The organism is Agrococcus sp. UYP33, assembly GCF_054060915.1.
Window position 1 is genome coordinate 227,015 of the sequence record NZ_JBSSDR010000002.1, and the last position, 13,058, is coordinate 240,072.

Below are 13,058 nucleotides of genomic sequence, written 5' to 3' on the forward strand. Positions count from 1 at the left end.
CAGCGCTGAGCCGAACGCCGAGCTACACGTGCGCGCCACAACGACGGGCGGCGAGCACGGCCAGCGATCGGGTGGTCGCGATGAGGTCGTCGATCTGCACCTGCTCCCGCGGCGCGTGGGCGTAGCGCACGTCGCCTGGCCCGTAGTGGAGCGTGGGGATGCCGCCCATGCCGGCGTAGAGGCGCAGGTCGCTGCCGTAGGGGGCGCCGGCGAGGCGTGCCTCGCGGTGCTCGGTGCGGCGGATCGCGCCCATGACCTCGTCGACGAGCGGGTGCGCAGCGTCGAGCTGCCCGCTCGCGAACTGTCCGCCGGGCCACGACACGCGCACGGGGTGGTCTCGCAGCCACGGGTTCAGCCGGCATGCGTCGGCGATCGCCTGCTCGAGCGCCGCCCGGGCCGCTGCCACCGGCTCGCCGAGCTGCACGCCGAGACGCCCCTCGGCGACGAGCAGGTCGGGCACGCTGCTGGCCCAGTCGCCGGCTCGCACGGTGCCGATCGAGATGGGATAGGGGAGCGGATTGCCGTCGAACAGCCGATCGCGGCGGGCGTTCCGCGCGCGCTCGAGCTCGACGAGCGCCGCGCGGACGGGCAGGAACGCGTCGATGGCGCTGTAGCCGCTCAGCCGTGCGCTGCCGTGCGCGGCGCGGCCGGCGATCCGCAGCTCGAAGGTCAGCGCACCAGCGTTGCCGACCACGAGGTTCGTGCTCGTCGGCTCCGTGATGACGGCCGCCTCGCCGCGGTGGCCCCGCAGCATGGTCGCGAAGGCGCCGAGGCCGCCGTCCTCCTCGCCGACGACGGCATGCAGCGCGAAGGACCGCTCGAGCCGCACACCGGACGCCACCAGAGCGTGTGCGACCGCCATGTTCGCCGCGACGCCCGCCTTCATGTCGCAGGCGCCGCGGCCGTGCACAGCACCGTCGCGGATGGCTCCGCTGAAGGGGTCGCGGTCCTGCCACCGGTCGAGGTCACCGGTCGGCACGACATCCACGTGGCCCTGCAGCACGAGCGCGGGCACGAAGCCGTCATCGCCCAGCACGCCGACGACGCCGTAGCCCTCGGTGCGCGGCGCCTCGGTACCCGGGAAGTCGGGATGCGCGGCCAGCTCGTCGAGGGCGAGCTTCCAGGTGTCGACGTCGAAGCCAAGCGCCGCCAGCCGCCGCGCCTGGTGGTGCTGGAGGTCGGACTCCGCGTCGGTGCCGGTCACGCTGGGCACACGGATGAGGTCGACGACGTCGGCGACGAGCGCATCGACGTCGATCGCGTCCAGCACGCGTACCTCCGCGGCGGAGAGGTCACCGGATGACTCGACGGCGGGGGAGTCGGTCAGGAGGGAGTGCGAGGACGTCACGTGGCGAACGTAGGCGGGTGCGCGCGTGTGAGGGAATAGCGCGAAGTCGTAGACGGCCTCATAGGATCTATGAGGTGATGCAGCCCCAGCAGCTCCGCGTGCTCGTCGCCATCCGCGACCACGGCTCCTTGACCGCTGCCGCGGATGCGATGGGCTACGGCGTGCCGACGATCGCGCACCACCTGGCATCGATCGAGCGGCACTTCCGCGTGCGACTCGTCGAGCGCGACCGGCGCGGCGCGAGGCTCACGCCGCTCGGCGGGGTGCTCGTCGAGGAGGCCGTTCAGATCCTCGCGCGCCTCGAGCAGGCCGAGCGGCTCGTGACCACGCAGCGCGACCAGGGACTCGCGACGATCCGCGTCGGCACGTTCGCGTCGATCGGGTCGCAGCTGCTGCCGCGAGCCATCCGCGAGCTCCGCAGCCGCATGCCCGTGCAGGTGGAGGTCGTCGAGGCGGAGCCCACGGGGGTGGTGCAGCTGCTGGAGGCGGGGGAGATCCACGCCGGACTCATCTACGACTCGGCGGACGACCCCGCCTTCACCTCGCCCGACCTGGAACTGCAGGTGCTCCTCGAGGAGCGCTACCGGGTGCTCGTGGCCGTCGGCAGTCCGCATGCCGACGCCGACGCGATCGACATAGCCGAGCTGGCGCAGGCTGACTGGATCTGCAGCAGGCACGAGTCCGAGACCTCCGACCGGGTGCTGCGGCGCATCGGCCACACCCTCGGGTTCGAGCCGCGGGTGCTGATGCGCACTGATGATCTCAACATGATTCACGGTCTCGTGGCCGAGGGACTCGCGTGCACGATCATCGCGCCGAGCGCTGTCGACTCGCGGTTCGCGGTGCGGGCGCTCCCCGCCGCGCAGGATCTCGATCGACGTCGCACGCTCTTCGTGCGTCCGAAGACGGCTTCGCCCCGAGCGATCGGTGAGCTGCAGCGCATCCTCTTGGATGTGCTCGAGACACGGACGGCCTGACCGACTGCCGCTGCTGGCGCCGCAGCCGGCCCATCGTGCTGCCGGATCCTGCGCGCAGCGATCAGGGAGTCGGTTTCGGCGCGAGGAGCTGGAACGTCGCGCGCCCGTAGGCGCTCCCGTTGACCTGCAGCTCGAGCGCGTGCTCGCCGGGGTGGAACGTGCGTGTCGTCCGGGGTCGGAACGAGTAGGACTTCGCGATCGCCACGGTCTCGCCTGGTGCGACCGTGCGCGAGGTGAGCTTGAAGACCTTCGGTGCGAGCCCCCCGCTGGCCTTGCGGAAGTGCAGCACGAAGTCGATCGCCGTCCGCGCGGTCTCGAGCCCCGCGTTGGTGACCTCCGCAGTGAAGTGGACCGCGTCGCCCATCGGGACCTCGCGCGAGGAGATGGTCGGGCCGACGACCTCGAAGCGCGCCCCGGTGAACCCCAGCAGCGCGAGCGCCTGCGGATGGCCCTGCTTGACGAGCGTCCGGAGGGCGTGCCTGGCGACGCGGGGCGTGTTCGCATCGGGCCTGTCGAGCCAGCCGGCGACGATCTCGGCGGCGCGGTCGGGGTCGTCTCGGCTGAGGTCGTTGACGTGGTTCGCGACGGAGCGGCGCACGTCCTCGCTCTCGTCGCGGTAGAGCGCGTCGAGGATCGGCCTGGTGATGCCCGGCTGCCGGAGCAGCGCGGGCACGCCCTTGCCCCACTGCAGGTGCGGCCGGGTGCCCTCGCTCGCGAGGCGCCGGACGTGCGCATCCGGGTCGCTCGTCCATTGCGCCGCGATGTCGAGGGCCCGGTCGAGCCGCGCGTTCAGCATGGCCCGGATGGCGAACTCCCCGGTGAGCCTCGTCGTCAGCGAGGCGAGCACGGCCATGCCGTCGTCGAAGTCGCGCTCGAGACCGGACGCGAGCGCGCGAGCGACGACGGCCTCCGAGACGGGCCACAGCATCCAGCCGGTGAGATCAGGGTCGCCGAGCGCCGCGCGCACCGCGGCGGATGTCTCGCTGTACTCGATCGGGAGGTCGGCCAGGAGGGCATCGCGCACGAGGTCGATCCGCTGCCGGACCTTCTTGCCGTCGAGGACGCGGGCTGCGTCGCCGAGGGCGCGGACTTCCACGCCCTGCTCGGCGAGCACGCGGATGAGTCGCTCGACGACGGGTGCGTCGATCAGCTCGTCCATCACGCCCACGACGACCTCCGATCAGCCCCTATGACCGCCGAGCATCCCGAGCGTATCGACGGGTGCCGACGAGGTGCCGCACACCCGTTCGCCGAGTACCGTGGTCGCCATCGCCGCGTCGAGCGGCAGACGGGCGGGAAGCCATGACCACGACGACGGCGCACGTGATCAAGCCGCTCACGCCGGAGACGTATCCGGCATGGCTCGCGCTCGCGCAGAAGCACAACGGGGTCTGGGGCGGGTGCTTCTGCTCGTACTTCCACGGCGACACCGACCAAACCGTGAAGCGCGAGCACGACGGGCCGACGTTCAAGCAGCGGCTCGTCGCGGAGGGCGTCGCCCACGCCGCCCTCGTCTTCGACGGCGACGACGCGATCGCCTGGTGCCAGTACGGCAGCCCGACCGAGCTGCCGGGCATCTACCACCGCAAGCAGTACGACGCGGGGGAGACGAGGCCGGCGCCGTGGCGCATCACCTGCTTCTTCGTCGACCGCGACCACCGACGCTCCGGCGTCGCTCGGGAGGCGCTGGATGGCGCGCTCGCGCTGATCGCGCAGGCGGGCGGGGGCGAGGTCGTCTCGTTCCCCAACGAGCTCGTCGCCGGCAAGCGGACGTCGTCGTCGTTCCTCCACAACGGCACCCGGGCGATGTTCGAGCAGGCAGGGTTCGCCTTCGAGCGGCACATCGGCAAGAGCAAGACGGTGATGCGGAAGACGGTGCCGCCCGCCGGCGGCTGACGCGCGCGGGCGGGCTGCTGCCGCCCGTCAGCGGCGGCCGCTCACTCCTCGACGACGATGGTCGTGATCACCGGGTTGCGGCGGTGCCGACGCGACAGCCAGCGCCCCAGCGTGCGGGTGATGAGCGTCTCGACGTCCTCGCGGTTGCGCGACGTCGACTCGGCGGCGCTCCGCAGCGCATCCTCGATCGTCTTCGCGGCCGTCTTCTCCCAGCCGGCCTCCTCGACGAAGCCGCGGCTGAAGAACTCCAGCGGCTCCGTCAGCCGGCCCGAGGCGTGCTCCATGATGGCGAGCACCGTGATGGTGCCCTCCTCGGCGAGCACGCGCCGGTCGGTGAGGGCGGCCTCGGTGGCGACACCCATCGTGGTGCCATCGACGAGGATGTGATCGGCGGCGACGCGGCCGCTGATGCGGGCGCTGCCTGCGACCAGGTCGATCGAGACGCCGTCCTCGACGACGAAGACCCGCTTCTCGTCGATGCCGGTCCGCACCGCGATCGCGGCGTTGGCCGTGAGGTGTCGCCACTCGCCGTGCACGGGCAGCACCGCGGTCGGTCGGAGGATGTTGTAGCAGTACGCGAGCTCGCCGGCGCTGGCGTGCCCGGAGACGTGCACCTTCGCGTTGCCCTTGTGCACGACGTTCGCGCCCCACCGCGTGAACGCGTTGATGATCCGGTAGATCGCGTTCTCGTTGCCGGGGATGAGCGAGCTGGCGAGCAGGACGGTGTCGCCCTCGCCGATGTCGATGACGTGGTCCTTGTTGGCCATGCGCGACAGCGCCGCCATCGGCTCGCCCTGCGACCCCGTGCAGATGAGCACGATGTCGGTCGCGGGCAGCTTCTCGAGGGCCTTCATCTCGACGACGAGCCCGTCCGGGATGCGGAGGTAGCCGAGATCGGCGGCGATGCCCATGTTGCGCACCATCGACCTGCCGACGAACCCGACCTTGCGGCCATGGCGCTCCGCGGCGTCGAGGATCTGCTGGATGCGGTGCACGTGGCTGGCGAAGCTCGAGACGACGATGCGACGGGGAGCGGTGCGGAACACCTGGTCGATCGCCGGAGCCAGGTCCTCCTCGGGGATCATGAAGCCGGGCACGTCGGCGTTCGTCGAGTCGACGAGGAACAGGTCGACGCCCTCGTCGCCCAGCCGCGCGAATCCGGGCAGGTCGGTCGTGCGCCCGTCGAGGGGGAACTGGTCCATCTTGAAGTCGCCGGTGTGCAGCACGAGGCCGGCAGCCGTGCGGATCGCGACGGCGAGCCCGTCGGGGATCGAGTGGCTGACCGCGAGGAACTCGAGGTCGAACGGGCCCGCATCGATCCGATCGCCCTCCCGCACCTGGCGCGTCTGCGGCTTGATGCGGTGCTCCTCGAGCTTCGCGGTGATGAAGGCGAGCGTCAGCTTCGAGGCGATGATGGGGATGTCGGCGCGCTCGCGCAGCAGGTAGGGCACGCCGCCGATGTGGTCCTCGTGGCCGTGCGTGAGCACGATCCCGACGACATCGGCCAACCGCGACCGGATGGCTGCGAAGTCGGGCAGGATCACGTCGATGCCCGGCTGGTGCTCCTCGGGGAAGAGCACGCCGCAGTCGACGATGAGCAGCTTGCCCTCGTGCTCGAAGACGGTCATGTTGCGGCCGATCTCGCCGAGCCCGCCCAGGGGCGTGATCCGCATCGCCCCCTTCTTCAGGGATGCGGGAGCGGGGAGCTCGAGATGGTGTCGCGCGGGCTTGGCGGTTCTGGCGTTTCGCATGGGATCGTTCCTTGGAAGTTCGTGGTGCGTGAGGGGAGCGCGGCGCTCTGACGGCCCGTGATGCTTCGGGCGGGGCGATGCTGGATGAGCGAGGATCGCCAGCCCGGGTGGTGCAGAGCGCTCGGGGGCAGCCGCTCGCGGTCACGGTGGACCACGGTCGAAGCGCTGAACAGGGTGAGCCTGTGCTGCCGTCTCCATCGATCAGTGTAAGCGCATCCGCCCCCCGAGCCAGGAGCCGGCGGCGGAAGGCGTTCGAGGATCACGATTCCCGTCCGCCGATGCGAGGGCTCCGAAGACTCTCGGTGAGCCTCGGAACCTTCAACGACAACCGGACCCTGCCCATCGAGCTGCTGCGCGGCGACATCGAAGCCGGCCTCGACGCCCGAGCGGCCGCGCGAAGCCTGGAGCGGCACCGCGCCGCCCATGCGGAGGCCCTGCAGCACGCGCGCAACTGGGTCGAGCGAGAGGTGCTCCTGCACAAGTCGGCGGTCCTCGAGCGCGAGCTGCTCTACGTCATCGCCCGGCTGCGGCGGCTCGACGCCATCCATGGTGAGCTGGTGCGCGGCCGCTTCATCGCCGACGACCCGCACGTGCATGGCACAGCGGAGGTCGCGGTGCGCTTCTCGCTCACCGAGCTCGTCGTCAGCAGCACGTCGGCGGAGCGGGACGGGGTGCGCGCGGCCTAGTCCGTCTCAGGCGGCAGCGATGCCGAGCTGGAGCAGCATGCGGTCGACGTGGGCGCTGATCTCGTCCCGGACGCGACGCACGTCGTCGGCGCTCGCGTGCTCCGGATCGTCGAGCTGCCAGTCCTCGTAGTGCTTGCCGGGGTAGATGGGGCATGCGTCGCCGCACCCCATCGTCACCACGACATCCGCGGCGCGCACGACGTCGTCGGTCAGCGGCTTCGGGAACTCCTCGGTGAGGTCGAGACCGATCTCGGCCATCGACGAGACGACGGCCGGGTTGAGGGCGGCGGCAGGCATCGACCCCGCTGAGCGCACGAGCAGGCGACCTCCCGAGCGCTCCGCCGCGATCGCGGCGGCCATCTGCGAGCGGCCGGCGTTCTGCACGCACACGAACAGCACGCTCGGCCGGTCCTGCGGGATCGCGCCCTTCGCCTCGGCGAGGGCGTGCAGCCGGTCCTTCGCGAAGCGCGTCACGCGCGTGACGAGGTGCGCCCTCACGACGGAGGTGCGGAGGAGTGCCGCGTAGGACTCGAGCACGTAGCGCTCGATCGTCTCTGCCGCGAAGATGCCGTGGAAGTCGGTGCTCAGCTCGTCCGTGAGCGCGTGCAGGAAGCGCTCGGGGTAGGTGATCCCGGGGAGGCCGCGGCGCGTGCCGACGTCGAGCTGATCCATGATCAGCCCGCGCTCGGCACGAGCTCGGCGAGCAGGCGCTCGACGCGACCGCGGATGTCGTCGCGCACGCGGCGGACCGTCTCGATGTCCTTGCCGGCCGGGTCCTCGAGCTCCCAGTCCTCGTAGCGCTTGCCGGGGAAGATCGGGCAGGCATCGCCGCAGCCCATGGTGATGACGGCGTCGGACTCGCGGACCGCGTCGACCGTCAGCACCTTCGGGGTGTTGCCGGCGATGTCGATGCCGACCTCGGCCATCGCCTCGATGGCGATGGGGTTGATCTGGTCCTTCGGGGCGCTCCCGGCGGACAGCACCTCGACCGCGCCGTTCGAGAGCGCCGTCGCGAAGCCGGCGGCCATCTGGGAGCGGCCCGCGTTGTGCACGCAGACGAAGAGGACGGTGGGGTTCTCAGACATGGTGACTCTCTCTCGGGGTCGGAGGTGGCCTGCGGATGGACGGGAGTGGTGCGGGGGTGACTGGCTGCTCAGACGAGCTCGGCAACGAGTCGCTCGACGCGCTGCGCGATGTCATCGCGGATCGCAGCGACGCCCTCGGCCGATGCGAGCGCGGGGTCGCCGACCGCCCAGTCCTCGTACCGGACACCCGGGATGATCGGGCAGACGTCGCCGCATCCCATGGTCACGACGACGTCGGCGGCACGGACGGCATCGTCGGTGAGCGGCTTGGGGAACGCCTCGGACTCGGCGGCGTCGTCGATCGACGCGAGCAGCGGGCGCACGGTCGGGTGGACCGCAGCGGCAGGGGAGGAGCCGGCGGAGCGTGCCACGACGCGTCCCTGCGAGAGCTGCTCGACGAGCGCTGCGGCGAGCTGCGAGCGACCCGCGTTGGCCACGCAGACGAACATCACCTGCGGCGCCCCCGCGGCGCGATCGCGTGTCAGGTCGGCGAGGCGCTGCCGGGCGAAGCGCTCCGTCAGCGGCACCAGGTGCGCGGTGATCCGCGCGGTGCGCGCGAGTCCGGCGTAGGACTCGCGCACGACGCCGGTGACCGCGTCGGGGCTCACCCCGGGGAACCGCGCCATCAGCGAGGACGCGAGATGCGTGAGTGCCTCGTCGACGTCATCGAGCCCGAGGTGCAGTGCTGCATCGCGAGGGGGCGTGAGCGCCGCCGGAGCGAAGCTCTCGAGCAGGGTGGTGATCGCGGGCCGGGCGGCGGCATCGATCGAGTACCAGACCCACGTGCCTCGGCGCTCGGAGACGAGCACACCCGCATCCTTGAGGACCCTCAGGTGATGGGAGACCGTGGGCTGCGAGACGTCGGCGAGCTCGGCGAGGTCGCACACGCAGGACTCGCCTCGAGGGTCCGAGGCAATGGCCGAGAGCATGCGCAGCCGCAGCGGGTCGGCGAGCGACTTCAGCGCCGCGGCGACGGTCGAGGCGGCCTGCTCGCTGATGGCGTGGGACGCGGTCGGCGAGCACGGTGCGCTCGTCGCGGTGGTGCTGGTCGCCCGCTCCTGTATCGACACGCTTCTATATTGACGGACATCGAAGCAGTTAGCAAGCGGGCGCGGGATCGGGCGACGAGCATGTCGATCTGGGTCACACCGTCGCGCGCTCCAGCTCGATGGGCACCGGCGCGGCGCAGCAGCTGCTCCCGCCGAAGTCACCGCTGCCGCCGCAGACCCCCGTCTCGGGCAGCACGAGCTCGTTGCGCGCGGCCGCCTCGTGGTCGCCCGCGAGCTCGGCGACGACGCTGCGCACCTGCTCATAGCCGGTGAGCGCGAGGAAGGTCGGCGCACGGCCGTAGCTCTTCGCCCCGATCACGTACAGTCCGAGCTCGGGCTGCGCGAGCTCGGCAGCGCCGGTCGCCGCGACCGTGCCGCAGGAGTGGATGTTCGGGTCGATCTCCGCGGCGAGGCCCGCGACCGAGTCGAGCGCGGGATCGGTCGCGAGCCGCACCTCCGAGAGGATCGACAGGTCGGGACGGAACCCGGTGAGCGCGTACAGCCGAGCGACCGGTCCGAGCTCGCGGCCGTCCTCGGCGACCAGCACGATGCCGTCGCCGGCCGGACGGATCGCATCCACCCGGAAGCCCGTCACGAGCTCGACCGAGCCGCGCTCGATCGCGCGGCGAGCGCGCACGCCGAGCGACGCGCGCTGGGGGAGGGCGTCCGCCTCGCCGCCGCCGAGCGCGCCCTCGACCGAGGGGCGCCGCACGAGCCACGTGACGCGGGTGCCGGGGTGGCGCTCCGCGAGCTCGGCGAGGCGCAGCACCGCGTGCACCGCGGAGTGGCCCGCGCCGACGACCGCGACGTGCGCGCCGGCCAGCAGGCTCACGTCGGCCGGGATGCGGTACTCGATGTGCGCCGCGGCCGCCCGCTCGCCGAGCGCGGGGGTGCCGTCGGCGCCCGCCGGCCCAGGCTGGCTCCAGGTGCCGGATGCGTCGAGCACCGCCTGTGCGAGCAGGCGCTGCTCGCGACCCTCGCGGTCGACGACGCGCACGGCGAACGGCTGCTCGTCGCGGCCGCCGTCGACGACCTTGTCGCGGCCCAGCCGCGTGACCGAGGTCACCTCGAGGCCGAAGCGGATGCGGTCGCCGAGCACGTCTGCGAGCGGCCCCAGGTACTCGCGCACCCACGCCTCGCCCTTCGGGTAGCCCGACGCCGGGATGGCGTGCCCCGCCGCCTGCAGCAGCCGTCGGCTCGCCGGGTCGACGAGCTCGTCCCATGCCGAGAAGAGCCGCACGTGGCCCCACTCCGAGACGGCAGCGCCCGCCGCCGCGCCTCGCTCGACGACGACCGGCTCGAAGCCGCGCTCGAGCAGGTGCGCCGCTGCGGCGAGGCCTTGCGGGCCGGCGCCGATGACGATGACAGGAAGGTCGGACATGGTGCTCCTCGTATCGAAGGATGTCGATGCGTCGATCGTGCAACAACGTATCGACGTTTGTCAATGCATGTGGCAGACTGCCGCCATGACCGCAACCACGACGATCGTCGCCGACGCGTCGGAGACGTGCTGCACCCCCGCGGAGCCGGCCGTGACCGCCGACGAGGCCGCGCGGATCGCGAGGACCTTCAAGGCCATGGCCGACCCCACGCGCGTCCGACTGCTGTCGCTCATCGCCGCGGGCGAGCAGGGCGAGGCGTGCATCTGCGACCTCACGGATCCGGTCGGGCTCTCGCAGGGCACGGTGTCGCACCACATGCGGATCCTCGCGCAAGCCGGGCTGGTCGAGCGCGAGCAGCGCGGCAAGTGGGCGTACTACTCCGTGGTCCGGCCGGCGCTCGACGCCGCGGCCTCCGCGCTCCGCGCCTTCTGACGGGAGCGGCTGCTTGAGCGCCGACGCTCCGGCCGACGGTGTCGCGCTCGCAGTCCGCGCCGACCGCTGGCGGCTCGCCGCGCTCTCCGGTGGTCAGGTCATCAGCTGGGGCATCCTCTACTACGCCCTGATCGTCGCCGCGCCGGTCATCGCCACCGACACGGGGTGGGCCCTCACCACGGTGATGCTGGCCTTCTCGGCAGGGCTCGTCACGTCGGCGATCGCCGGGGTGCTCGTCGGACGATGGCTCGACCGCGGCAGCCCGCGGCTCATCATGACCGGTGGCAGCGTCGTCGGGGCGCTCGGCCTCGTGATCGTCAGCGCCGCCCAGGACGTGCCCTGGTTCGTGCTCGGCTGGATCGTGGTCGGATCGGGGCAGTCGGCCGTGCTGTACCAGGCGGCGTTCACCGTCATCACGCGCAGGCACGCGGCCGACCGACGCCGTGCGATGACCGTCGTCACGCTCGCGGGCGGCCTCGCGTCGACGGTCTTCGCGCCCGTGGTCGCGGGCATGCTCGGCGTGCTCGACTGGCGCGCGACCATGCTCGCGCTGGCTGCCGTCCTCGTCGTGACGACCACGCCGCTCCACTGGTGGAGCCTCGAGCGCGTCTGGCCGCCACGCCCTCCGAGCCTCACCGATGAGCCGCGGCACACCGTCTCGACGGTGCTGCGGACGCGGCGGTTCTGGGCGCTGGAGCTGTCGATGATCGCCGTCGCGGCGTCGCTGTACAGCGTGACCCTCGCGATCATCCCGCTCTACACCGAGCGGGGCATGACCTACGAGCTCGCGGCGTGGGGACTCGGGCTGCTGGGCGCGGGCCAGGTGCTCGGGCGGATCGTGTACGTCGCGCTGCCGCACGCCGCGTCGCCGTGGGTGCCGCTGGCCCTGACGGCTGCGGCGAGCGCGCTCACCCTGGCACTGCTGGCCCTCGTGCCCGGCCCGCCATGGCTGCTGATCCTGATCGGCGTGGGGGCGGGCGCCGTGCGCGGCGCGCAGACGCTCGTGCAGGGATCTGCGGTCGCGGATCGGTGGGGGACCCGGGACTACGGGGCGATCAACGGGGCGTTCGCCGCACCGATCACCGCGGTCACCGCGATCGGGCCCGCGCTCGGCCCCGTGCTCGCCGTCGCGACGGGCTCCTACGCCATGATGGGGCTCCTCGCCGCGGCGCTCGCGCTCGTCGGCCTCGCGCTGGCGCGCCTCACGTGACGGAGCCTTCGGCCACACGAAGCCCATGACGGGCTCGTCGTCGACGTCTACGCGCGCTGCACGCCTCGATCACTGCAACCCGTCTTGCACTGCTGAGCTGCCCGGGCCTCCATGACGCAGCGCCGCCGCAGCCGCGCCCGGGATGCGGCGAAGCCTGCACGTCGTCGCCTGGAGCGCCGCGGTCGTGGAGGCCCGGGCGCGAGGAGGCCCTTCCGGTGCCTGACGCCTCGGCACGACCGAGGCGTGACGCGCAGTCGCAGAGCGGGCCCGGCTACGTGGTAGCCCGGGCGATCAGCCGCAGGCCGACCTCCGGCACGTCGTCGGTCGCGTCGCGCTCCGTGATGCCCAACTGCACGAGGATGCTGTCGATGGCGGCCTGCGCGGAGCTTGCGGTGTCGTAGTCGATCGTGGTCAGCGGGGGAGTGGTGACCGCCGAGAGCGGCGTGTGGTCCATGCCGATCACCGCGAGATCCTCAGGGACGCGCCAGCCAGCGGCCGCGGCCGCGTAGAGCAGCGCGGTCGCGACGTCGTCGTTGTAGCAGGCGACGCCGATGCCGGGCTGCCCGAGCTCCTCCAGAGCAGCGCGCGCCGCGACGGGGTCCACATCCAGGCCGACCACACCGATGAGCTCCACCGGGAGCGCGGCGCACGCCTCTCGGAAACCCTGCTCTCGGCCACGCCCGAATGGGTCCTGCCGGGCATCCCGCAGATGCGCGTACGCGAGCCGGCGGTGTCCGCGCTCGGCGAGATGCTGAGCCTGCAGCGCGCCGATCTCGTGATTGAGGTCGGATCGCGCCGTGGTCGAAGGATCGATGGCCATGATGTCCCGATGCGCGAGCAGCTCGCGTTCTTGCGTCGAGAAGGGCGTGAGCGAGAGCACCGCTCGCGGCTGCATGCCGGTCACGACGCGGTCCAGGGTCTCCATCGAAGGCGTGGCGAGACGGAGCACCAGCGTGAGACCGCGCTTCGCGAGCTCGTCGGTGAGCGCTTCGAAGACATCCTGCAGGTTGCCGCCGAATGTCGTGTTGGGAATGAGCGCGATGACGACGTCGCTCGATCCACGAGCGAGGGCACGTCCGGCGATCGACGGCTGGTACTGCAGGGCGCGGGCCGCCTCATGCACCTTCTCGCGCGTGGCCTCCGTGAAGCGCTCCCCCCGACCGTTCAGGATCTGGCTCACGGCCCCACGGGATACACCCGCGCGCCTCGCTACATCCGCGCTCGTCGTCGCCATCATCGGCC

13 protein-coding genes and 1 pseudogene are annotated in these 13,058 nt (G+C 71.9%); 5 read left to right on the plus strand and 9 right to left on the minus strand.

Going from position 1 to position 13,058, the window contains the following annotated elements:
* Positions 1-22: 22 nt before the first annotated feature.
* Positions 23-1,348: an ArgE/DapE family deacylase gene (locus tag ACVWW9_RS11340; protein WP_456515597.1), complete on the minus strand. Its 1,326-nt coding sequence runs from the start codon at positions 1,346-1,348 to the stop codon at positions 23-25.
* A 77-nt stretch (positions 1,349-1,425) separates the two neighbouring features.
* On the opposite strand from ACVWW9_RS11340, the gene ACVWW9_RS11345 reads away from it, so the two are divergent.
* Entirely contained in the window at positions 1,426-2,325 is a 900-nt protein-coding gene (locus tag ACVWW9_RS11345; protein WP_456516024.1) for a LysR family transcriptional regulator, read from the plus strand.
* 61 nt (positions 2,326-2,386) lie between these two features.
* Here ACVWW9_RS11345 and ACVWW9_RS11350 read toward each other — a convergent pair whose 3' ends face one another.
* Complete coding sequence (locus ACVWW9_RS11350) at positions 2,387-3,484, minus strand: DNA alkylation repair protein (RefSeq protein WP_456516025.1); 1,098 nt, start codon at positions 3,482-3,484, stop codon at positions 2,387-2,389.
* A gap of 143 nt (positions 3,485-3,627) precedes the next feature.
* On the opposite strand from ACVWW9_RS11350, the gene ACVWW9_RS11355 reads away from it, so the two are divergent.
* Entirely contained in the window at positions 3,628-4,221 is a 594-nt protein-coding gene (locus ACVWW9_RS11355; protein ID WP_456515598.1) for a GNAT family N-acetyltransferase, read from the plus strand.
* A 41-nt stretch (positions 4,222-4,262) separates the two neighbouring features.
* Here the strand turns inward: ACVWW9_RS11355 and ACVWW9_RS11360 are convergent, their stop codons facing one another.
* The gene (locus ACVWW9_RS11360; protein WP_456515599.1) at positions 4,263-5,894 is read right to left on the minus strand and encodes a ribonuclease J; all 1,632 of its coding nucleotides are present in this window, start codon (positions 5,892-5,894) and stop codon (positions 4,263-4,265) included.
* 380 nt (positions 5,895-6,274) lie between these two features.
* Between ACVWW9_RS11360 and ACVWW9_RS11365 the strand changes: the two genes are divergently transcribed.
* Complete coding sequence (locus tag ACVWW9_RS11365) at positions 6,275-6,658, plus strand: hypothetical protein (protein WP_456515600.1); 384 nt, start codon at positions 6,275-6,277, stop codon at positions 6,656-6,658.
* 6 nt (positions 6,659-6,664) lie between these two features.
* Here the strand turns inward: ACVWW9_RS11365 and ACVWW9_RS11370 are convergent, their stop codons facing one another.
* From ACVWW9_RS11370 to ACVWW9_RS11385, 4 genes are all read right to left on the minus strand, one after another.
* On the minus strand, positions 6,665-7,330 hold the full coding sequence (locus ACVWW9_RS11370) for an arsenate reductase/protein-tyrosine-phosphatase family protein (RefSeq protein ID WP_456515601.1): 666 nt from the start codon (positions 7,328-7,330) through the stop codon (positions 6,665-6,667).
* 2 nt (positions 7,331-7,332) lie between these two features.
* Entirely contained in the window at positions 7,333-7,743 is a 411-nt protein-coding gene (locus ACVWW9_RS11375; RefSeq protein WP_456515602.1) for an arsenate reductase ArsC, read from the minus strand.
* Between the two features lie 68 nt (positions 7,744-7,811).
* Positions 7,812-8,807 (minus strand): metalloregulator ArsR/SmtB family transcription factor, encoded by a 996-nt coding sequence (locus ACVWW9_RS11380; RefSeq protein ID WP_456516026.1) that lies wholly within the window; start codon positions 8,805-8,807, stop codon positions 7,812-7,814.
* A gap of 79 nt (positions 8,808-8,886) precedes the next feature.
* Positions 8,887-10,173: an NAD(P)-binding domain-containing protein gene (locus ACVWW9_RS11385; RefSeq protein ID WP_456515603.1), complete on the minus strand. Its 1,287-nt coding sequence runs from the start codon at positions 10,171-10,173 to the stop codon at positions 8,887-8,889.
* An 85-nt stretch (positions 10,174-10,258) separates the two neighbouring features.
* On the opposite strand from ACVWW9_RS11385, the gene ACVWW9_RS11390 reads away from it, so the two are divergent.
* Both ACVWW9_RS11390 and ACVWW9_RS11395 read left to right on the plus strand, forming a co-directional pair.
* On the plus strand, positions 10,259-10,606 hold the full coding sequence (locus ACVWW9_RS11390; protein WP_456515604.1) for an ArsR/SmtB family transcription factor: 348 nt from the start codon (positions 10,259-10,261) through the stop codon (positions 10,604-10,606).
* A gap of 13 nt (positions 10,607-10,619) precedes the next feature.
* Complete coding sequence (locus ACVWW9_RS11395; protein WP_456515605.1) at positions 10,620-11,816, plus strand: MFS transporter; 1,197 nt, start codon at positions 10,620-10,622, stop codon at positions 11,814-11,816.
* Between the two features lie 271 nt (positions 11,817-12,087).
* Here ACVWW9_RS11395 and ACVWW9_RS11400 read toward each other — a convergent pair whose 3' ends face one another.
* Positions 12,088-12,711: a substrate-binding domain-containing protein gene (locus ACVWW9_RS11400; protein WP_456516027.1), complete on the minus strand. Its 624-nt coding sequence runs from the start codon at positions 12,709-12,711 to the stop codon at positions 12,088-12,090.
* A gap of 249 nt (positions 12,712-12,960) precedes the next feature.
* A pseudogene (locus ACVWW9_RS11405) lies at positions 12,961-13,053 on the minus strand (helix-turn-helix domain-containing protein); the annotation flags it as partial.
* Positions 13,054-13,058: the final 5 nt, after the last annotated feature.

Coding starts and splice junctions, on each gene's coding strand:
- ACVWW9_RS11400 (WP_456516027.1), bottom strand. CDS start 12,711: ATGCAGCCGCGAGCGGTGCTCTCGCTCACGCCCTTCTCGACGCAAGAA.
- ACVWW9_RS11360 (WP_456515599.1), bottom strand. CDS start 5,894: ATGCGGATCACGCCCCTGGGCGGGCTCGGCGAGATCGGCCGCAACATG.
- ACVWW9_RS11350 (WP_456516025.1), bottom strand. CDS start 3,484: ATGGACGAGCTGATCGACGCACCCGTCGTCGAGCGACTCATCCGCGTG.
- ACVWW9_RS11385 (WP_456515603.1), bottom strand. CDS start 10,173: ATGTCCGACCTTCCTGTCATCGTCATCGGCGCCGGCCCGCAAGGCCTC.
- ACVWW9_RS11375 (WP_456515602.1), bottom strand. CDS start 7,743: ATGTCTGAGAACCCCACCGTCCTCTTCGTCTGCGTGCACAACGCGGGC.
- ACVWW9_RS11345 (WP_456516024.1), top strand. CDS start 1,426: ATGCAGCCCCAGCAGCTCCGCGTGCTCGTCGCCATCCGCGACCACGGC.
- ACVWW9_RS11390 (WP_456515604.1), top strand. CDS start 10,259: ATGACCGCAACCACGACGATCGTCGCCGACGCGTCGGAGACGTGCTGC.
- ACVWW9_RS11370 (WP_456515601.1), bottom strand. CDS start 7,330: ATGGATCAGCTCGACGTCGGCACGCGCCGCGGCCTCCCCGGGATCACC.
- ACVWW9_RS11355 (WP_456515598.1), top strand. CDS start 3,628: ATGACCACGACGACGGCGCACGTGATCAAGCCGCTCACGCCGGAGACG.